Raw genomic sequence first — 21,775 nt, 5'->3', positions numbered from 1 at the left:
CCTTAATTCAATAAATCATTTCTGCTGTTGCTACGCCCTTTTCTTCGACGTGCAACTGCTTTTTTTTGTTTTTCTGTTCGACTTAATACTTGCTCTAATGCTTCATCGCCTTGGGCATTTTGAGAAGCGGATAAAAATTCTGTGAGCTTGGCAACGGTTGGGTAGTTATACATATCTACCACGCTGAGCGACATCTTCAGCTCAGTCTGCATTTTTTTATGGATCTGCATTAATACCAGTGAATCACCACCGAGCTCGAAGAAGTCATCAAAGATCCCTACTTTTTCTAGCCCGAGCATGTGTTGCCATATTTGTGCTGTTTGCTTTTGTGCTTCAGTGATAGGCGCAGCATATTCAACGCTTATCTCAGGACGTGGCTGGATCAGTGTTGGTCCGCTCTCATCGTATTCAAATGCCCCCATATCACCTTGCGCAGCATTGGCCAGTCGCTCTGTAAAATTCGACAGTCCTATCACTGTATTTTGCTGATAAGTTCCAACAAGCTGGTTTAAGCGCTGCAATGCATCTTGTGTTTCAAGGCCCATCTCCAAAGTTTTGTATTGATTGACAAACTTAGGAATATGTTGCGCAGGCGCAGGTATACTTTGTTGAAAATCCGTTGAGATTTTCTGCATAGTAAAACCGGCAATTTCAACCACTAATGCGCCTTCTGAGTCATATAATTTGACGTCAAAGTCAATGACCCCTTGCGCTTCATTGGCAGCAGACTTGGCCACAATATGACTGTAAATATGCGTAGGAAGCGGCTGGTATTGCTTCAATGTTCCGTAGCTCACCGGAATATAAACACCTGACACTAAAAAGGCGCGGTAAAATGACACTGCACAGTCGATGATTGCTGGGTGTAACTGATACGCCCCATCTTCAGATAAATACTCATCAGATAATTTTAATTCACTTAACGCCGTATTCTGCCCTAGCCAAACTTGGCTAAATACGTTCCAGCGCTGCCCATATTTCATTAGCTTATCCAACTCTTCTTGAGAAGAGTCGAGACCCATAGCAATCGCCCCCAAGTGCGCTGCACCACGAATATCCGTCATCGACTTTTGCGTGTGCTTGGCAATTAACTCTGTCAGGTTAACCTGCTGCGGTTTAATCCCTGATAGAGGTTTAATCACCCCTTTAGCATGTACATGCCATTGCTTAAGATCCAAATGATAGCTTGCCACCTCAAAACGATAGCCGCTTTGTTCTTTGATAAGCCGCGTGTAGACATCAGCCTGAGCCTGCTCACTCAGCACCAAAGGCGCATAAAAATATACATCTTCAAATTCCCACTGAGTTGCATCGGTTGCATAATTAAAACCAGCTGCCACCATTTCCAAATAAGTTGCGCCCGGCACAGTGGCATTGCCCATCACCCAGTGTTCGTTCAATACCCATTGAGACTCAACATCAAAAGCCTTTTTAAAGCAGATAACCTCTTCACTGTTTTCTTGAAGATCCCCCAGCAATGGATGGCAATCCAGCTCAAGCATGCGTGCCCCATTGAGTGAATTAACAGCCATCCCAGTGTCACGCCAAGTATCCCAATTAACAGCATACACTTGGTGTACACCCTGACTATTTGCCTGCTCAGTCAGAGCATCCAAATAGGCATTTGCAGCACAGTATTCACTTTGCCCATAACCGCCTAAAATTGCCGTTACTGATGAGTAAAACACAACTAAATCAAGATTATACTTTGCTACCGCAGATACCATATCCTGTGCTGGTGCAACCTTGCTCTCAATCACATCTTTGATGGATTGCGCGGTTTGACGATGTATCATTGTCTCACCAGGCACACCTGCCGCATGGACAATACCTGCAACCTCGCCAAATTGGGTCAATGCAATATCAATGCTGCGCTCTACCGCCCCAGCGTCAGTGAAATCAACACTGTGATAAACAGCCTGACCGCCTAAGTTGGTAATGTCCTCAGATACCGATGCACGGATTTTTTCCGAGCGACCACATAAAACAAGTCTTGCTTGATAATGCTCTGCAAGATATTTTGCCAGCTCAACGCCCAAGCCCCCTGCACCACCAGAAATGATGTAGACGCCATTTTTCTTAAACCCGGCATGCTGTTTGTGCTTCGGCAATTCAGTGTTTTCAAACTCTCTGGTCCATAAAAATAAGCCGCGCAACGCACTCATAAATGGTAAATCATGATTCCCAATCAGAGTTAGCAGTGGGACAAAAAAGTGTTCATCTTGGGCACATTCAATATCAATTAAGTGCCCTGTAATATGGCTTTGCTCTTGGCCTATCACGCGCATAAACCCATATGCCAACGCAGAATTTGGGTTTAACGTTTCATTACCAACAACCATCGCCATACCCTGAGCAACATGGTACAACTCGATATCCGAGCTAATGCCTGATTGCCCTAACCCCTGACTTAAGTTCATGAGTGATTGATAAGTACGATAACGCGTTTCAATGCCTGGCGACTGGACAAAATTCAGAATTTTATTTGGCACTCGATCAAGGCGAATTAACTCCGCCATCAGCTGTGCAAAATCGCCCTCTCTGTCCAAACTGAGGCTATATAGGTTTGCACTGAGCTGTTCAAAACGTGCGCCTGGCGTCACCCAAATAATGGACAGTGTCTGAGCTTGTGTTGATAGCTGAGCACTTAACCTATCTCGCTGCTGTTCGTCATCCGCAATGATGAGTATATGTTGGCCATCAAGTGCCTCAAATCCGGCTTGATACTGTGCCAGCGGATTGCGATGCCACTTCGCTGCGTACTGAGCGCTCTGTGAAAGGTTGCTCGACGCCTTAATGTTAAACCCTTCAAATTGAGGAACATACGTTTTACGCTGGAATTGATATTCCGGCAGAGACACCAGTCGACTGTCTGGGGTTTGCAAAGACGCCCAATCCAGTGACACATGATTTGTATATAACTGCGCAAGACAAGTATAAAATTGCAGCAACGTCTGCTGCGCTTTGTCTGCACTGGGTAACGTTGACAATATTGACGGATGAGAAGATGGATCAGTATTCGCTTTTGTTAATTTCGCTAATGTGTTGCCCGCACCCAGCTCTACCACGACAGCCTGCTGATCGGCCATTATTTGGCTAATACCCTGTTTGAACTGCACCGTTTCCCTGAGGTGCCTATACCAATAATCTGACGTGATATCATTGGCCGATTGCAACCAATTCGAAGTCAGATTAGACATTACGGGAATGTCACCATCTGTGAATGTACATTCTGCAATTAACTGCTCAAATGGGGCTTTTATTTCCTCCATGAGTGCGCTGTGGAAGCCACCTGATGTAGACAGTTGCGTATAACCTAAATCTTTATCACACAAACTCACTTTAAACCGCTCAATGTCTTCACTAGACCCAGAAATAACGGTTGAGCCTTCGCTGTTTTGTGCCGCCACAGAGAGACTGTCTGGCAATATGGGCATCAATTCTGTTTGGCTAGCAAAGACAGCAATCATGCTACCAGAGGGAGCTGAGGCCATTAAATCGCCGCGTTTAATCACTAATTTTATGGCTTGCTCTAGTGATATCATTCCGGCCACACACATTGCGACATATTCACCCAAACTATGACCGATCAAGCCCTTGGGCTTCACACCAAAGCTCATTAATAGCTTTGCAAGTGCGTATTCCAAACAAAAAATCGTAATTTGCGACACGTCAGTTTGATCAATCATTGACGCGTCACACTGTGGCGTCTCTGAACACAATAAATCTGCTAACGCGATGTCACTATATCGCGAGGCAAGGCCAATACAGGTATCTAAAGCCTCTTTATATACTGGGAAGTTTTGATACAACTGGGCACCCATGCCAAGATATTGGCTGCCCTGTCCAGTAAACATAAAATAGACATTTGGCGCATCGAAATGCGTCGCGTTTAAGACCCTTTGTTCTACTTTGCCATCGATGTGAGATATCAGCGCCCCGCGATGCTTGAAGTTTGCCCGGCGCTGCATCAAAGAATAAGTAATATCTGGAATCTCATCGCTTGTTTGCGATAAGTGACTTTGCATCGCATCCATACTAGCTTCTAAGCTTGCCGCTGATTTAGCTGAAATCGGTAAGATATGTAATGCCGATGTCGAGTCTTGCTTGATTCGAGCTGGCATAGGATAACTCTCAAGCAATACATGCGCGTTTGTACCACCAATACCAAATGAACTAACCCCAGCTCTTACCAACTCATGGGTCGGTAATGGCGTGTTTTTCGTCACCACCTTAAACTGCGCCAGTTGCTGCTGACACTTAGGGTTAGGCGCTTGATAATGCAGAGTTTTAGGAACCTGCTTGTGATAGATAGACAATGCACTTTTTATCAGCCCCGCCATGCCCGCTGCGGTGTCTAAATGGCCGAGATTACTTTTAACCGCTCCTAATAAAATTGCGTTATCCACTTCACCATAGACATTGTCTAGTGCTTGCAACTCAATTGGGTCGCCCAAATTAGTCCCTGTGCCATGACTTTCAATAAAGTCGATGCACTCAGGCTCTAGCCCTGCAACGGTTAATGCTTCGTTCAAGACTTCGGTTTGGCCCGTGACACTTGGCGCTGTGAAACCGACTTTGTCATCACCGTCATTATTAATAGCACTTCCTTTAATGACACAGTAAATTCGATCATTGTCTTCGATGGCTTCATCCAGTCGCTTCAACACAACAAAGCCAACGCCATCGCTCAATACAGTACCTTGTGCAGATTCATCAAATGGTCGGCAGTCGCCATCAGGGGATAAAATCATCCCCTCTTGATACATGTATCCTTGTTTTTCTGGGGCACTTAAAGCTGGATTAGTCGACATAGAAACTGCACCTGCAAGCGCAATATCAGACTCTCCAGAGAGTAAGCTCTGAACAGCTTGGTGAACCGCAACAAGGGATGTCGAACACGCTGACTGTATATTGACAGCTGGGCCTTTAAAGTTAAATTTATAAGCCAACCGAGTATTGAAGAAGTCTTTACTAATGAGATTAATCACTTCATATGCCGATGCCCCACCTTGCTGGGCAATATCTGCATATTGAGCAACCCATAGCGGGTTCGCAGAGGCGCCGCCGAACACACTTACTAACGTATCCTGTTGATCGTTGAGCATACCATAGCCCGCGTCTTCAATCGCGTGCCAGGCACATTCATGATACAAGCGAAGCTGCGGATCCATTAAGACAGCTTCTCGATCGCTATAACTGAAAAAGCTCGGATCAAAGTCATTACTCTGCGGAATAACCCCTTTAGCTTTAACATATTGCAGGTCGTCGAGTTGTGATGCTTCAATGCCTGCTTCTAGCAGTTCTTCTTTAGAGAAGTGACTAATGGCATTCTCACCGGCTAACAGATTTTGCCAAAACTCATGGATGTTTTTTGCATTGGGAAATTGGCACGCCATGCCAATAATAGCTATCTCTGAGCCATTTAATTGTTCTTCATACTTCACTTCGAGATTTCCTTTTATTCAAGCGCTTTTCCAGCCGCTCATTTACTCGCCCAGCCCCTTTTTGCCTGCGCGCTTTGCGTTGTTGAGGTATCTTTTTATTCGGCACCGTTTGACCATCGATAAAACGGCTTAATTTGACGATCGAGGGGTTGGAAAATAAATCAACGATGTTTAAATTAACGGATAAGCGTTGGTTTAATACTGATGTCATTTCGAGCATATCTTGAGAGTTACCACCAATTTCAAAGAAGTTATCTTCTATTGAGAGCTGACTGTTATTTAATATCTCTGCGCATATCTCTAACAGTACAGATTGCGTAGCACTGACATCATCATCACAAACAGACGCCATTATCGGCTTTATTGCCGTCATTTTAGGCAGTGATTTAATGTCGACTTTACCATTGGGTGTCAGTGGTAATTGTTGCAATTGCATAAAAGCAGAGGGAACAAATGGTGCAGGAAGTGTTTCACTTAGCCAGGCTCTCAGCTGGTTTTGTTCAAAATTTGTACCACCACAATAATAAGCAACTAATTGCTGTCGATTTGTCTCATTAGTTTCTATTTTGCATACAGCATCTGTAATGTCAGGCACTTTAAGTAAAGCACTCACGATTTCGTCTAACTCAATACGATATCCATTTAGCTTTACCTGATTATCCGCACGGCCTTGGTATTCAATATCTCCACTATGTGATACCCGAGCGATATCACCTGTTTGGTAAAATATTTGTCCATCAATATTAATGAATTTACTGCTCGTCAACGCTTCTTGACCCAAATATCCTTTGGCAACACCCGCGCCAGCAATGTATAGATCACCAAACATATTTACCGGTAAAGCTTGTAAGTATTTATCTAAAATTCGGATCTCAGTATTGGCAATCGGTTTACCAATATTATTAAATTCAAATGCACCTACTACCTGCTTACACGTAGACCAAATGGTGGTTTCAGTTGGTCCATACATATTCCAAAGTTCAGCCACATGCTGTTGAAGCGTGTCTGCCAAAGAACGAGGAAGAGACTCTCCACCAACCAAAGCAATCATGTCCTGATTGCCCTGCCAGCCTGCAGCCAATAACAGTTTCCAGCCACTTGGGGTCATCTGTAAAAAGTCGATAGATTCGCGCTCGATCACCCCACTAAAATCAGCAATATCTTGACTGATCGGCTTATCATACAGGTAGAGCTCTGCGCCAGCTGCCAAAGGCGCCAATAATTCCAGTAAAGAGATATCAAAACTAATAGGTGTAACGGCAAGTAATTTATGCGAGGGCTTTAATCCAGGTTGCTGAACCATGGATTGAATGAAGTTGCTCAGCGCACCATGTGTGATTTCAACCCCCTTTGGTTTGCCCGAAGAACCCGACGTATACAAAACATAGGCTAGGTCATCATTCTGCTTATTCACTCGCACCGGATTACCTGACTGAGATAAAATCATATCTATGGCGTCAAACAAGATAACGGTGCCAATGTCACTCGTTGGTCTCACCCCTGCTGTCATGGTGAGCAACTTATCGACTTTTGCATCTTCAAGCATATAACTTATCCGACTTTGCGGATAACTCGGATCAATAGGTAGAAATGCCGCACCCAGTTTTTGTATAGCGAGCAAGCTCAAAATTAACCGCTCATCTCTTGGCAGTATCAAGCCAACTAAATCACCTTGCTGTACACCTCGCGATGACAATAGGTGTGCGAGCTTAGTACTTTTTTCATCTAACTGGTGATAGCTTAACTCGAAGCTCGGTCCCCTTGCGGCAACCTTATCTTTAAATTTAATGACACCATCACTGAATAAATCGACAAAATGTTGTTGTAAATTGCAGTCACTGTTTTGATTGCGTAACTGCGCATGCATATGTCTATCTTGCGCCGATAGCTTATTGAGTTGGGATATGGGCACATCAATATTACGACTGACTTGCCCCAGCAGGTCCAACACCCTTGCCTTTAATAGTGCGATATCTTGCGGACTAAAATAGCTTAGACAGTAATCAAAGTGCAGCTCAATATGTTCTTCACCTATCTCCCATAAAGTGAAATTAAATGGTACCGTTTCATGGTTGTGCGTTTCATAAAAATAATCGACAGCCTGACCTTCAAAGCAAAAACCCCCTTCTAGCTTTAAATAATTAAAGCCTATTTCATACAGCTCAGGGTTTACGCGTTTACCGACACTTTTAGCCAACTCTCCCATAGGAAACATTTTATGCCGTAATGTTTTTCTCTGCGTCGCTTGCAACTGTAACATTAAATCTTTAAACGTGACTGCCGTTGAAAAATCGACATTGATCAGGTTAACGCCAAAATATAGTCCAATTACCTCCTTCATTTTTGCAGTACGCCGGTTATGGCTGGGTACCCCCAAAAAGAACTGGGTCTTGTCATAAATTTTATGAAAATACAGCGCAATAATGGACATAAAATAACTGTGGATATGACTTTTCACAAATGGGTCATTGCCTATTAAATCTCGATACTTCTGCTTATTTAAGCTAATGACATCACGGCGACTTTGGATCACAGTTGAGCTCTGACTTTCATATTGTGATTCTAACATCGGTGACGACAATGTCTGTGTGCTTTCCAACCAGAAAGCTTTATCTTTGCTAAACTGCTTACTGTTAAAATAGCTATGTTCAGTGTCAATGAGTTGCAGCCAATCTTCACCGTTTTCATCATCACAGTCACGACCATTATAGAAAGTCGCGAGATCTTTTACCCAATTGGCAAATCCCCATCCATCTATCATTAGGTGGTGTGCCTTGCCAACGTACCAATAGTTTCGCTCAGATAGCTGCAAAATATAACTGCGATGCAGTACCCCTTCGTCAATTGGAATGTAAGATGCAAATGCTTGATCAATCCATGCTTGTGCTTCTGCTTCTGGGTTTTCGCAATGTTCAAACTTAATTAAAGGCAGTGAATAATCTACTTGGTTCCCGAAACTTTGAGTGACTTCTCCACCGCGAATATGAATATTCATTGAAAACGCTTGGTGCTGACGAAGTAGCTTTTCATGCGCTTGACGTATCTGATCGAGGCATATATCACCTAAACAAATTTTTCCACCAATATTGTATTTTGGACTCTTACCAAAATGCAGCTGATCAAAGAAGATATCTCGTTGTCTCAGCGTTAGGGGAAGATGATGTCGGTGATCCACATTATCTTTATTTTTATATTGGGCTAACATAAAGCTTCCTTAATAATCCGATTACGGACAGGCACTTATAGTTTTAAATTAAGTATTACAAATACAAACTACTGTTGATGACACGCTGTGCCTAGTCGTACTAGCTGCTTTTAAGAATTTCACATAGACGAGCAGCTCCCACAAATGAATATTGTGGCAGTTGGCTGATGCTCATTTTTATTTAAACTCACGCGTGAGTTAATTCATACGTGACAGGTCATTTTCGCGCGCTATCCTAACAAATAATGACCAATTAACTCAATGAAAAAACAACCTAGTTTTGAAACCCACCTCATCAACAGTATTCGACGGCGAATAAGTCGCCCACTAATCTGATAGCGCTTATTCCTAGTCTCAATTCATGAAACCGCTAAAAAGATGATATTGTTTTCTGAAACAGCTAGAAAAATAAGAAATAGGTAAAATAAACAATCACAACCGTTCAACGCGTTAACCAAGTACTTAGCGATTAAAAGCTAAGTAAGGACAATATCGGCTTTTCAGCGTTCAAGAAAACAGACAAAAAGTGGATCCTAAGGTGTATCCAATAAATCAGTCTTGAGTGTGTATTGAAAATAACATGAGGTTTACTTGCAACCCTCTCATAAATAATAAACCGCCAGTGAACTTGCGCGCTCTTTTCTGGCGATTCATATATCTGATATTATTCACAACTTAAACACTCAGTTACCTCTAAAAAAGCAACACTTTCAATGACACGGCTGCTCATATGTATACCGTTGACACCATCTTCTCTGCCTTGAAGATAGCCTTGTTTATACGCTAATTTGATCAGTTCACTCTCTCTTTGAGAGACTGATCCCATATCTTTAAATTGTACAGTTTGAATGCTCATATCATTCTTTTTCCTTATCCTCTTCTATTGCTCAAAGTAACACAATTGATTTTTGGATTGAAGTAAACAAGGCTACAAAAACGTGAATGTTGTAACAATTTACAGGGTGTTTTATGTAAAAAAACAAACCTCAATAAAAATCTAGCATGTTCAACTTTTATACGATTTAAAATTTCAATTCGCATTCCATTGTATAAAGTATGACTATCTTAAAGTTCACAGTATAACGACGAGTTAAATCAGCTAGTCAGTAAGCATTTTTCAAACCAAGTGAATACCAAGTTGAAAAAGAGACCCATCAAAAAGTAATGATTTCCCACAATACAGATTAAATATTAAAAGTTTAAGCCATTGTTATATATAGTATTACGCTTTATATCCGAAGGTAAAGCAACTGCTGAGGATGATTATAATTTTCATAAAAAACAATAATATATAAAAAAACTAATCATTTAATTACTTTTTCAAAGTGAAAGTTGTGCATCAATGCAGCTACATTTAAACCGCTATGACAAAAATAAGCTCACCAGGAACAGATAACGCAATTAATAAAAAGCTCAATAATCATACAGAACAATGAGAAAAAGTATGCCCTTGACCACCTCGGTTGATAGCTCTTAATCAGCGGCTAGCTTATCTTGTTTAAAGAAGCCCATTCGCAAAAAACGCCCCAGACTAGTCAATATACCGAAATAATACCGAACGGCGCAATGAGAACAAAGACACTGCGGAGTATGTCTGAAAACCATCAAAAGTAATCAATGAGTAAAGGGTAAGTTACTCAGCTCTTTACCTAATAATCCATACAGCGACTGAGCAAAGCCAAGGCACAAACAAAAAAGCAAGAACCACGGTTCTTGCTTTTCTAAGAGTATTGATAATGCCTCTTTTAGCGCAATTTATTTAGCAAGCCTTCCAATGCCTTATTAACTTGAGCATGATCATCCCAATCTAATTGTTCCCAATCGATATCTGTATCAAGTGTAGAAACATCCATAAAAAGTAGCTTTTTCAACACCTCAACTTGAGTTATTTTCTTCAAGTTATACGTTTTATTTTTCCCACTCGATATCGTTTTACCGGACAAGCGAGCAATGATGGTTTCACCAATGTGCTTCTTATCACCCAGGTTCAATACTTTTTTATCGTGCAATTCTCTGTAGTTTTGCTCGCACTCTAAAATGATTTTTTTAACCTTAACAAATGACGCACTCAAGCCTTTCTCATAGGCGTCAATCACCTCAGAGTAGCGAGTTAATACATTGTAGTTATCGAATGCGCCCATTGAGACACCAAGGTTTTTCGCCTTATCTCTAATGGTCATCTTTTTTTCGCCAATTTTAAGCCTTGCTTGGTCAATGCCATCAATTTCTTGCATTGCTGATAAAAAGGCTTGTAGCTTACCATATTGTGGCAAGTCTTCTCGACTCGCATTTTCTTGAAACTGCTTTACTTTATAAAGTAACGGCTTTGAGTCATACACCTTGAATTGCGCAGCATGATCAAGGCCAAAGGTAAAGATCAAAGCAAAAAACCGCCTGTGCCCAGTCAGAATCTGATACTTATTACCTTCCAAAGGGTACACCGTTGGCGCTTGAATCACTTCAGACACTGAAATATTTTCACCAAGCTCAATGATAGACTCGATAGTTTGGTTGGCTTTTTTCCAGTCACTAGAAGCATATTTTAGACAGTTAATAATACAGTCTTTACCTATTATCACTTGCCCTTCAGCATCGTATAGTTCAACCAACTGCTTTTTAGTTAACTTGCGCTCGATAAACAGCCTAGCATGTTCGTTTTCAATGAAAACACTGGGTAAAAAGCGCGCGTTAGTCGCGTCTGGCACGATCAAATTCAAAAATAGAGATTGGTATTCAAAGCTTTCACTGTGAAGTTTTTGACTATTGCTTAAAGTCGCTAAAATTAAATCGTCTCTATTATTAACCATCTTGAATCGAACTATATTGCTGTGTATTTGGCGAATCATAACACACATCAAAAAGGATGCCACTTTGTGCACTTATTTACTCAAAGTCATGATACCGCGAGGAAGAGTTTGCCCCAGTTCTAACTAATTCCCCATAAATGTGGATCGGCTCCATACCAAAGGCACAAAGTAATTTTCACAGCCCCTTATTAGAAACAACCTTCTCTTGCTTATATTGCATTAAAGTTTATAATTGCGAACAATTTTTATTCCCATTGAGAAAGGCGAGGGAGTTGTTTTGCAAATAACGTCTTTATATCAAGACCATCATTTATGGTTAAAGCAGTTTTTATACAGCAAGTTAAATTGCCAAGCTCAAGCCGCTGACATTGCACAAGATACCTTTCTCAGGATTTTAAACAAACAAAAAAACAATAAGCTTGAGGTCATACACTCACCGAAAGCATACCTAACCACTTTAGCCACCGGGTTGGTAAACAATCATTGGCGTAGACTCTCTATTGAGCAAGCCTATTTAGAGACGCTTGCTGTACAGCCGCAGCACTTAGCGCCAAGCCCTGAAACACAGCAGCAAATCGTGGACTTATTAGAGCAATTAGCGCAAGTTTTAGACAAGCTGCCGCAACGTGAGCAACAAGTGTTTATTATGGCCCGTATAGACGGTATGGCATATAAAGACATTGCAGAGCAATTACAGATCACGGTTAACATGGTACAAAAAGCGATGTGTAAAGCGGTACTTGCCTGTATTGAGGTACAGACTCAATAATGCAGCAAAATCATAACGTCCTTGAGCAAGCGATTGAGTGGTATGTAAAACATGAAACCGCCCCCTTATCGCTGGCGCAAAAACAAGATTTTGAGCAATGGCTAAACGAACATGACAGCCACCAGCAAGCCTGGCAACAAGTAACCCATTCACAGCAAATCTTTGCTACCTTGCCGCTATCATCAGCGCAATCACTGTCGACGATTACCAAGGCAAATCAAAGCCGCCGTCATGTCTTAAAATCTATCGCGGCCTTGTCTATATCAAGTTGGCTCACTTGGCGATATCAAAAAGAGTTGGGGATCAGCGCACACTTGGCAGATCACCATGCACAAGTTGGCGAACAATTGCAGTTAACGCATTTAGCGCAAGCTAAAGTTGCCCTAAATACGCACAGCGCCATAAACTTAGACACAAACACGCTTTGGCTCAAATATGGTGAAGCGCATATTGTCTGCCAAGTGCCCTTGGCTATCTCGAGCCCTCATTGCCACTTTAATGCCGAACTTGGCGATGAATTCATTCTCTTTGATGACGATAAACAAGTGCGCTTTAGTGCCCTAAATCAGCGGTTTGATATTGTCGCTCATGGGCAACCTTATACCGTAGACAAAGGCCATACCCTCATCGCCGACCGCAATAGCACACGCATTGTTGAAACACCCAGACACATGACAAGTTGGACCAAAGGCATGCTCAGTGTGTCTCAAATGCCGCTTAAGCAATTTATTGCAGAACTATCTCGCTATTTGCATGGCAGTATCAGAGTTGCGCCAGCGGCTGCTCAATTGCATATTAGCGGCACTTTTTCTCTGACAGATCCCAAGCAAATCCTATCGCAAATACTCAGTACCTTCCCTGAACTGACACTCAATGGTGTGCCAAATGTCTGGCAGGTAATTAATAAAAAACCATAAATTTCAATACCGTAAGAAAAATTAAAAAATAAATTGAAAAAATTTGGCAGATTTTGGCTGCTCACGGGGCATAGAGAGTGACACATTATTTTAAACTAAGGAAAATCATGGTTGCTCAGCCTATTAAATCATTTAAATTTAGCCTACTCGCAGCGAGTCTCTCGGGTGTACTGCTTGCCTCTCCCATGCACACTATGGCAGAGGATCAAGTCCACGCGTTAAATTTACCTGTGAGCACGCTTGATCAAGCAATTTCAGAGCTAGGAGAGCAAACGGGTACCTCTATTTCAGTCAACAGTAAGCTAAGTAAAGATCTCAGAAGCAACCAGATTTTAGGCAATTTGAGCGTTCATCAAGCCATCACCCAATTATTGGCCGGCACTGGACTCAGCTTTGCAACAACAGACACTGGCTACGTCATCTATGATGCTGATACTGACACGCCTGTCGCACAACTGCCCGATATGCATGTCAAAGCCGTTGAAACCATCGAGATTTTGGGCCAGCCCATTGAACGCAGCTCCTCACCGACTGGACTTGATTTATCTGTCAAGGAAACCCCTCAGTCAATCTCAGTCTTAGATGCTAATTTTATTGAATATTATGGCCTAGATGATGTTGAAGATGTGCTCAACAATAGCGCGGGTGTTTATCGCTATAAATATGGTACATCAGACGATACGCTGTTTTCTTCTCGTGGTTTTTACGTCAATGAATATGTTAAAGACGGCATGCCAGCAGGTTTTTCTCGCGGCCAAGAGTTTCGCTTAGACAGTGCCGTTTATGACTCAGTCGAAGTTCTGCGTGGTGCGGCTGGTTTAATGGCGGGTGCAGGTGAGCCATCAGCAACCGTAAACCTTATCTCTAAAAAACCAACACGCGAACGTTTACTTAATGTCTCTGCCGAGCTGGGTAGCTTCAACCACAAACGCGCTGAGCTAGATGCCAGTAGTGCCTTAACCGAAGACGGTAAATATGCGGCACGCGTTGTCTTGGTATTAGAAGATGGTGATACCTATGTAGATAGAGAAGACACCCAAAAGCAGGTGTTCTACACACAGTTTCATGGCTATTTTGGCGCACAAGAGCAAACTGAAGCCGCTTTGACACTTCACCACCAAAAACTAGATCATCATGGTGTGCAGTGGGGAGTGCCTATTTTTTATAACGATGGCAGCCGTACAGATTTACCAGCATCAACTAACCTCGCCTCGCCAAATGCATTTCAAAATAGAGAGCATACTGGTTATACCTTTAAGATCTCTCACCAGTTAAACCTTGATTGGCAGCTCAATGGTGCAATTTACCACGGAACCAATGATTTAGAGTCTATTTTCACCTACTTCTCATCATCCGCAGATCCTAAAACAGGTCTTGGCCTATTTGGTATCGATTCACTTTTTGCCGATGAAGGCGAAGTAACGACTATGACAGCCAGTGCAATCGGCCGAATTGAACTGTTTGATCGCGAGCACCAAATCAATATTACTTACTTAAACAACGAGACAGAATATACAAATGTAACGTACGAAGAGGAAACACCTGAAGGTCGTCGTGCTTTTTACCCAATGGCAAGCGTGTTTGACGCTAACCCTGCTCGAAACATACAAGCGCCAAACATCAATCAGAAAATCATGGACAGACTGGAAGCCGTAGATGAAGAAACATTAGCACTGAGCACCAATATCGATGTGCATGATCAGGTCAATGTGATCGCGGGTATCAAGTTTTATAAATTCAAACAAAACAATAAAAACTATACGTCTTGGCAAGGCCACTCGGCTTCTTCGTCGTCTGATGATGGCGACAGTAAGTACTTAGGTCTAGTATACAGTCCCCTCGACACTTTAAACATCTATGCAAGTTACACGGATACATACAAGCCTCAACCCGGCTTGGTTGATGTTAACCTAGCACCAATTGAAGCCATTACCGGCCAAAATATTGAACTTGGACTCAAGCTGGCGCTATTTGACGATAAATTTAATATCAACGTTGCTGCATTTGATACTTTGCTGAAAAACGTCGCGGAAGCCATTCCAGAGTATGCCAATGCAACCCCCATTCGATACCGCCAAGTCGACGGTGCAAACTCAACCGGTTTTGAGCTTGAAATCGCGGGTGATATCACTGAAAACTGGCAACTTAACGCCAGTTATAGCGAGTTCTCACTAGAAGATCAGCAAGGTGAAGACGTCAACAAAGAAGCGCCACGCAAGCTGCTTAAGTTAAACACAAGCTATCAATACCATGATTGGCGAGCAGGCCTTGGCTTGCAGTGGAACGATGACACCACAGTCAACGTATTGGCACCTCGTGGCGTTGACCTAGGGCTACCAGCGGGTACTCGACGTGGTTCACTGGCCGATACCAAGCAAGGTGAAACCCTGGTTTCAGCTCACCTTGGTTATCAGGTCACCGAGCAACTGGATGTGAAGGTACATGTGCGCAACCTATTAGATGAGTCTTACTACGATACATACGGGTTTGTACCTAAAAAAGCGGGTTCCCCACGTACTTGGGTCATCAACGCCAACTATAAATTCTAATAACAATAAGGCGGCGAAAGCCGCCAATACGTGACTATGATGATGTATTATTTTCTGCCCAGTTTATGGCTATGCGGCGTGCTGTACTATGCAACCAGCACACGACAGCGATGGCTATCACGTCCCTTATCAGGACGCCTATTGTTACACCTATTTGCACTGATCCTATGCCTGCTCGCAGTGTGGGGCTTTGTGCAAATAGGTATGACAATCGGTGCCGCACTTACTTATACCCTACTATTAAGTATGTTTGCCCTCGCGGCACCGGTTTTTTTAATTCACCACTTTAATCACGCAGTTTGGCCAAGTGTGATTGTGTTTGTGCTAATTGCCACTGCTTTGCATTTTGTTTTTGGAGGCCTTTATGTGGCATAAAACGTTTGCGGGCTTCATCTGCGGTTTAATCACCATCACTTTGCTCCCTAGTAGTTTAATCCATTTTTATAGTGACTTAAGCGCCATCTCCGCTGCTTTTTTCATGACGGTTGGTCTAACCGGTTGGGCATGCATCATGACGTATTGCTATGGCGCAAGCAGTGCCAAAGCGGCTTGGCTTCGCGGCCTATATTGCGCTGCGCCCGCAGTGCTCATTTATCTGACAGCCTTTTTTACCTAATGGTTTCTTCATGTTTTCTAAAGATACTTTAAAAAACCTCACCCATGCGCACACTTGGCTTGGCTTGATTATTTCTGGCGCACTCATGATTATTTTTGTCTGTGGTAGCCTCTCTTTTTATCGCGCTGAGATTCATCAATGGGACCGATTTCATAACTTTCATAAAGCCTTGCCCACAGAGCAAGTCCCCGTCAGTCACGTCATTGATAAGTTGCAAGGGCTTGGCTATGACATTCGCTTCAATGACCGAATCAGCATTGATTTACCTAGCGAAAATAAACCGTTTTACACGGTGTTTTTTCTCGCTACACAAGACGGTAAACGACAATATTTAAACTACAGTTTTGCCGCCGATGATGGACGTTTACTCGACCTCGATCGCAATCAGTTTTTTCTTGCCGACATGCTGTATCGCATGCACTACCACCTGTATATTCCAAACATTGGATTTGAACTGGTCGGGATAATCACTTTAATTTTTTTTGTGGTGCTGCTGACAGGGCTGCTCATCCACCTAAAAAAAATCATCAGTCATTACTATCAATATCGGACTGACAAAGCCAAAGATAAATACCTTGATGGCCATATCTTGATTGGGGTGACCGCATTTCCCTATACCTTTATGTATGCACTGACCGGCGTCTATTTCAATCTCGCTTTATTATTTCAGGCCAGCTTTGGGTTTGCAGCATTTAATGGCGACTTTAGTGAACTGGATAAAGCGCTTGGTAAACCGGATGCAATACAACAAACAGCCAGTGGCCTGACGCTGCCAACGCAACAATATGATGCCTTGTTATCACACATTAAAACGCGCTACCCAACGCATCAGCTTACCTATCTATTTTCATATGGTATGACAGACAAAGCCGCTCACGTTGAAGTGATTTTGCGCCACCCCGGATCATTGCATGAATATCATAGACTGCGCTTTGCATTAGATGACTTTACGCAACTGAGCGGCGATATCACCAAACATAATCCGGCGCAGGCAAGCGCAGCGACGTTTGAAGCGCTGCATTACGGGACGTTTGGCGGAGATCTCATGCGCTTTTTAATGTTTTTAATGGGTCTTGCGTGCTGTTATTTGATTTTAACCGGTAACCTGATCTGGTTAGAAAAGCGGGTGAAAAAACGTCAGCAAAGCAAAATAGGTTTACGCTTTGTCAGTGCAATGACCTTAGCCCTTTCAAGCGGCGTACTCATCTCAGTCGCCATGTGCTTTGTCATAACGCGCTTTTTGTCTGAGTATTTTGCGATGCAAAATATACTTGTGCCTGTATTTCACCTCAGTTGGTTTTTTGCCATGCTCCATGCTTTTGTTATAAACGCGCCAAGGAAAGTCATGGTCCAGCAGTTAATGGTGGCCGCTTTAGTCTTTTTATTGGCGCCCGCCTATGATTTATACAACGGCATGCTAGCCATACAGCCACTATTGCTGGCCGATAAAGCGATATGGTGGGTCAATGGCGCGCTTACTACCATTGCAATACTGTGCTTATTAATAGCAAGGCGCTACCACAAAGGCACCACCGAGTAACATCTTAATGCCTAGCTCGCCGTCAATGTAACATGTTGCTCGGCGGGCTTATTATTGATTAGTATTAAACAATTCAATACCATAAGCATGATTTAAACCAAATAACTGTGATTGGATGATGCGATTTGTTGTTTTGCTAATATTGGTTGTGGCCCTGCACATACTTGTACTGGGGTTTTTGACTGGTGATAAAAAAGAAGCAACCTCTATAGCACCTAATCACCTTACAATGACGCTGGCAGAATTACCGCCTCCAGCTGCAAACACACCGCAGCAAAGTGACTTTGCACACACAAACACGCAACAGCACGCCACACCGAATGAAAATGCAAAAACCAAATCATTAGTAAGCACTCACAATCAAGAAATAAATAAACAAAATGGAATCAGTGCAAGGTCAGCACCAGCACGGCAGAAGCAGCTTGCTAGGCCCATTAACACGCCACAGCCAGTCTACCCAGAAGGTGCAAAAGCCGCTGGCCAACAAGGTGTCGTCACCGTCACGTTTTTGGTCAATGCTCGTGGTGGTGTAGAGTCTCCACGCATTGTCAAAAGCAGTGGCTTTAATGCCCTAGATATGGCCGCGAAAAGCGCCATTTTAGATTGGTCTTTTTATCCCACATTACTCAATAACGAAGCAATTTCACACTGGTACCAGCAACGTATTATTTTTGAAATTGAAAAAGCCCACATACATGCCAATAAAACCATCGAGCCCACCCCATAATGACAAACATATTTATATCTCTCAGCCAGTTTGACCCAATCATTCTTACCATTTTTTTACTGCTTTTAGCCATGTCATGTTTGACTTGGAGCCGAGCACTTCATTTGTGCTGGTCTTTGCTATGTATCAAACGCCAACAAAGTTACGCAAAGCAACTGTGGCATAAACAAGAAACAATGGTCGCATTTCGACAAGCCCATGTATCGCCAAGCCCTAAACTTTTTAAACGCTTTGGTCTGTATTACCACATTGCAAAAGTTGGCAACTTGGCAAAGCAGCAATATCTAGACGCCCCCAGTGAACAACTATCATTGTCTGATTTTCTCGCCAGTCAATTAACGCTGTACAGTAAGCGCGCCTTACCTAAGCATGGCTTGAACTTACTTGCTACCACCGCCGCCTGCGCGCCCTTTATCGGTTTACTCGGCACAGTCTGGGGCATTCACTTATCCCTGAATGTCATTGGCGAGCAAACAACGACAACGCTGACCGCCCTCGCGCCAGCCATTGCTGAGGCACTGATTATCACTGGAGTGGGTATCGCTGTTGCCATTCCAGCAGTGTTGTTTTATAACTTTTTTGCCAAGCAATATGAGCAGCTACAAACTGACCTCAATTATTTTGCCCAGCAGTGGCATAATTACCTATTAACTGGCCACTCGCCTGCACATTTATCGGGATCTTAATATGGATTTTAATCAGCAAGATGGACAGACACCTAGCATTAAAGAGCCCAATATGCTGCCTTTGATTGATGTCATGCTGGTATTGCTGGTCATTGTTCTGATCACCTCCCCTTTGCTCACCAAAGCGCTTAATGTCGATGTCAGCAATGGACAAACTCAAGCCGTACAATCTGCACAGCTCACTCTATCAATTAATGACAAGGGCACATGGCGAGTAAACGGCCAAACGCTTAACCAAGCTCAAGTCAGACACTATTTAACTAAACAAGCGGAGCAGACCGATTTGAGTGTGCATTTAAATGTGAGCAGTAAAACCCAGTATCAGGATGTGCATGGTTTAATGTCGCTGTTAAACCAGTTAAATATCGATAAAGTCAGTTTTGCAAAGCAGGATGAGCAAAAAAAATAGGCAGGCAGCAACCACACTGCTTGCCTATTGGCTTCTCAAGAAAACTATACATTTGGTCTAAGTCACAACTCAATGCCATCACATAGGTATGCATCCACTATATCTTTGAGACAGGCCAAAAAGATATTACGGCCTATTACTGTCAAGTTGTGCGCTCGTACATGCCCGCCAATCAATATCGTTTTCACTCCAGAAATATCAATACCTGTTGAAAACCGCACTATAATTTTGACAATCACACACGTTAAACCCGACCGTCCGCATTGATAAACCTGTCGTCCCAAGGAGTAGACATGACAAGATTACCCGACCCCAACCAATATGAGTCAGCTCTACCCAAACTCAACTCTATGTGTATTGTTGGGCATACCACAGACTCCACCGCTAAGATTTGGCTACGCACCTTCACGCCTGGACAATGGTGTATCGTCCTCGTTGAAGCCGCCCATATAAACACAATCAAAACCCGCCTTGACGAATTTAGCTCTCACCCTGATGATGTCTGCTTCAGTGGTGCAGGTATAGTAAAGTACCCAATTGATACAGAAGAAAAATATGACAATTGTGCCTGTGTCACGCTAGAAAGCTTAAGTCCAGACACTTGCTATCATTACTTTTTATTTGCCTATGGCGATACCCACCAGGCACTGCCGAGAAAAATTGAAAAAGGTTACCGTATCGAGCACACCTTCTACACGGATCAGCAAGGGTCCAATTGGCGTGACTTTAGTTTTGGGTTTTATAGCTGTCACGACCCCTTTGGACAGAAGTCGATTACAGATGGCTTATGGCCAGATCTGTGCGAAGCACTGGAAGCAAGGAACACCCGCTTTGTAATAGGCGGTGGCGATCAAGTCTACTGTGATACCCATGGCAAACGAACTAAATCAAAGTTTAAACAGGCTCAACCTGACATTGAAGATTTATGGGATTGGCTCAGTCGCCACAAAAACGCGTTATATGACGCCTACACAGAACAAGGCACACTCAACAAAGAAGGCGTTATAGACTACTTAACTAAGCTTTATCGCATCTATTATCGCATTTATTGGAACTTCGGCTCGCAGCAATCGGTATATCGCGCTTATCCTCAATACATGATTTGGGACGACCATGAGATTATGGACGGCTGGGGCTCACTCACCAAAGCGCAGCGAATAGATAAACTCAGTCTATTTTTTGGGTACGACAATGACCATATAAACTCAACCATCGCGCGCTTGGCATACCAAGCCGCTAAGAGAGCTTATTTGGATTATCAGCATTTGCATAACCCAGATACGAATGTATCGAACAGACACTATGATATCGAAGATAGCCAGCAGCAATGGGACTACGGATTTATAAAAGGCCCTATCGGTGTTTATGTGCTTGATACACGCTCGCACCATGATGTGGAAAACCAAGCAGACGGCGCGCGTTTATTGGGCCCTAAGCAAATGAGACGCTTTGCACAGTGGCTTAGCGGCACAGCAACCAGCGGTGTGAAAGCCATCTTTATCGTCACTGCCGTGCCGGTTGTGCATTGGAATGACGCGGTAATGAATAACATGGATCTACTGTTAAAGATTTTTGGAGCCATGGACGATGCCATTGATGAATGGGGCAATGACACCAATATCAAAGAGCGAAATATCATGTTAGATCATGTATTTGAGCTATCCCATGTTAATCAAGTTCCCATCACCTTTTTAAGCGGTGATGTGCACTGCGCATCTGCTTTCAAGATCTCATCTCCGACCTTCCCCAACGCCAAGGTGATGAACATCACCTCCAGTGCCATCTCTCGCAAACCGCCACCCAAAATGGCTGCCGTTGCCATCGATAGCAGCAAAAAGATGTATCGCTCACCCCATATTGAGATAGAAAACATATTTGAAATGGCAGGTAAAAATAACTTTTTGGTGGTCGATATAAAAGAGCAAAGCAATGCCTTGTCGATTATCGCCAACGTCTATTATGGCAAGCCCAATGATGATGAATTACAGAAAGAAAAGATAAGGATTGTTTGATGGTGGCTTTGCAGTATGTGTTGCTAAGCAATCATATTGTCGAAAGTACCTTTATTAAATTGTGCTCTCATAACCTATACGAAGCTCAAGT

Annotated in this window: 14 protein-coding genes; 10 read left to right on the top strand and 4 right to left on the bottom strand. The window is 43.0% G+C overall.

What is annotated here, in order from left to right; genetic code table 11:
- Positions 1-2 precede the first annotated feature (2 nt).
- The 4 genes from AC2CZC_RS10485 to AC2CZC_RS10470 form a co-directional block, all read right to left on the bottom strand.
- Positions 3-5,447: a type I polyketide synthase gene (locus AC2CZC_RS10485; protein WP_484584781.1), complete on the bottom strand. Its 5,445-nt coding sequence runs from the start codon at positions 5,445-5,447 to the stop codon at positions 3-5.
- Positions 5,437-8,652, bottom strand: coding sequence for a non-ribosomal peptide synthetase (locus tag AC2CZC_RS10480; protein WP_484584780.1), 3,216 nt, complete (start codon positions 8,650-8,652; stop codon positions 5,437-5,439). Before AC2CZC_RS10480 ends, AC2CZC_RS10485 begins: the two co-directional genes overlap by 11 nt.
- 664 nt (positions 8,653-9,316) lie before the next feature.
- On the bottom strand, positions 9,317-9,508 hold the full coding sequence (locus AC2CZC_RS10475) for a hypothetical protein (protein WP_484584779.1): 192 nt from the start codon (positions 9,506-9,508) through the stop codon (positions 9,317-9,319).
- 889 nt (positions 9,509-10,397) lie between these two features.
- A complete protein-coding gene (locus AC2CZC_RS10470) occupies positions 10,398-11,459 on the bottom strand; it encodes a hypothetical protein (RefSeq protein ID WP_484584778.1) in 1,062 nt (353 codons plus the stop codon).
- A gap of 277 nt (positions 11,460-11,736) precedes the next feature.
- On the opposite strand from AC2CZC_RS10470, the gene AC2CZC_RS10465 reads away from it, so the two are divergent.
- The 10 genes from AC2CZC_RS10465 to AC2CZC_RS10420 all read left to right on the top strand — a co-directional run bounded on the left by AC2CZC_RS10465 (position 11,737) and on the right by AC2CZC_RS10420 (position 21,684).
- Positions 11,737-12,228: a sigma-70 family RNA polymerase sigma factor gene (locus AC2CZC_RS10465; RefSeq protein ID WP_484584777.1), complete on the top strand. Its 492-nt coding sequence runs from the start codon at positions 11,737-11,739 to the stop codon at positions 12,226-12,228.
- Positions 12,228-13,145 (top strand): DUF4880 domain-containing protein, encoded by a 918-nt coding sequence (locus AC2CZC_RS10460; RefSeq protein ID WP_484584776.1) that lies wholly within the window; start codon positions 12,228-12,230, stop codon positions 13,143-13,145. Before AC2CZC_RS10465 ends, AC2CZC_RS10460 begins: the two co-directional genes overlap by 1 nt.
- Before the next feature lie 107 nt (positions 13,146-13,252).
- Positions 13,253-15,694 carry a TonB-dependent siderophore receptor gene (locus AC2CZC_RS10455; RefSeq protein WP_484584775.1) on the top strand — a complete coding sequence of 814 codons (2,442 nt, stop codon included), beginning with the start codon at positions 13,253-13,255 and terminating at the stop codon, positions 15,692-15,694.
- Positions 15,695-15,730: 36 nt separating this feature from the next.
- On the top strand, positions 15,731-16,069 hold the full coding sequence (locus tag AC2CZC_RS10450; RefSeq protein WP_063360983.1) for a hypothetical protein: 339 nt from the start codon (positions 15,731-15,733) through the stop codon (positions 16,067-16,069).
- The gene (locus tag AC2CZC_RS10445; RefSeq protein WP_063360984.1) at positions 16,059-16,310 is read left to right on the top strand and encodes a hypothetical protein; all 252 of its coding nucleotides are present in this window, start codon (positions 16,059-16,061) and stop codon (positions 16,308-16,310) included. Before AC2CZC_RS10450 ends, AC2CZC_RS10445 begins: the two co-directional genes overlap by 11 nt.
- A 10-nt stretch (positions 16,311-16,320) precedes the next feature.
- Positions 16,321-17,850: a PepSY-associated TM helix domain-containing protein gene (locus AC2CZC_RS10440; RefSeq protein WP_484584774.1), complete on the top strand. Its 1,530-nt coding sequence runs from the start codon at positions 16,321-16,323 to the stop codon at positions 17,848-17,850.
- Between the two features lie 115 nt (positions 17,851-17,965).
- Positions 17,966-18,577, top strand: a complete 612-nt coding sequence (locus AC2CZC_RS10435) for an energy transducer TonB (RefSeq protein ID WP_484584773.1) — start codon at positions 17,966-17,968, stop codon at positions 18,575-18,577.
- Positions 18,577-19,263, top strand: coding sequence for a MotA/TolQ/ExbB proton channel family protein (locus AC2CZC_RS10430; protein WP_484584772.1), 687 nt, complete (start codon positions 18,577-18,579; stop codon positions 19,261-19,263). The genes AC2CZC_RS10435 and AC2CZC_RS10430 overlap by 1 nt, the downstream gene beginning before the upstream one ends.
- Before the next feature lies 1 nt (position 19,264).
- Positions 19,265-19,672 (top strand): ExbD/TolR family protein, encoded by a 408-nt coding sequence (locus AC2CZC_RS10425; protein WP_484584771.1) that lies wholly within the window; start codon positions 19,265-19,267, stop codon positions 19,670-19,672.
- A 293-nt stretch (positions 19,673-19,965) separates the two neighbouring features.
- The gene (locus AC2CZC_RS10420; RefSeq protein WP_484584770.1) at positions 19,966-21,684 is read left to right on the top strand and encodes an alkaline phosphatase D family protein; all 1,719 of its coding nucleotides are present in this window, start codon (positions 19,966-19,968) and stop codon (positions 21,682-21,684) included.
- Positions 21,685-21,775: the final 91 nt, after the last annotated feature.

Source organism: Pseudoalteromonas sp. MMG033 (genome assembly GCF_057197785.1).
This window is presented reverse-complemented; position numbering and strand designations above follow the sequence as displayed.

Excerpts from the sequence above, each read along its gene's own strand:
- AC2CZC_RS10420 (WP_484584770.1), top strand. The coding sequence starts at position 19,966 with ATGACAAGATTACCCGACCCCAACCAATATGAGTCAGCTCTACCCAAA.
- AC2CZC_RS10450 (WP_063360983.1), top strand. The coding sequence starts at position 15,731 with ATGATGATGTATTATTTTCTGCCCAGTTTATGGCTATGCGGCGTGCTG.
- AC2CZC_RS10470 (WP_484584778.1), bottom strand. The coding sequence starts at position 11,459 with ATGGTTAATAATAGAGACGATTTAATTTTAGCGACTTTAAGCAATAGT.
- AC2CZC_RS10430 (WP_484584772.1), top strand. The coding sequence starts at position 18,577 with ATGACAAACATATTTATATCTCTCAGCCAGTTTGACCCAATCATTCTT.
- AC2CZC_RS10480 (WP_484584780.1), bottom strand. The coding sequence starts at position 8,652 with ATGTTAGCCCAATATAAAAATAAAGATAATGTGGATCACCGACATCAT.
- AC2CZC_RS10475 (WP_484584779.1), bottom strand. The coding sequence starts at position 9,508 with ATGAGCATTCAAACTGTACAATTTAAAGATATGGGATCAGTCTCTCAA.
- AC2CZC_RS10455 (WP_484584775.1), top strand. The coding sequence starts at position 13,253 with ATGGTTGCTCAGCCTATTAAATCATTTAAATTTAGCCTACTCGCAGCG.
- AC2CZC_RS10435 (WP_484584773.1), top strand. The coding sequence starts at position 17,966 with ATGATGCGATTTGTTGTTTTGCTAATATTGGTTGTGGCCCTGCACATA.
- AC2CZC_RS10425 (WP_484584771.1), top strand. The coding sequence starts at position 19,265 with ATGGATTTTAATCAGCAAGATGGACAGACACCTAGCATTAAAGAGCCC.
- AC2CZC_RS10445 (WP_063360984.1), top strand. The coding sequence starts at position 16,059 with ATGTGGCATAAAACGTTTGCGGGCTTCATCTGCGGTTTAATCACCATC.
- AC2CZC_RS10440 (WP_484584774.1), top strand. The coding sequence starts at position 16,321 with ATGTTTTCTAAAGATACTTTAAAAAACCTCACCCATGCGCACACTTGG.
- AC2CZC_RS10460 (WP_484584776.1), top strand. The coding sequence starts at position 12,228 with ATGCAGCAAAATCATAACGTCCTTGAGCAAGCGATTGAGTGGTATGTA.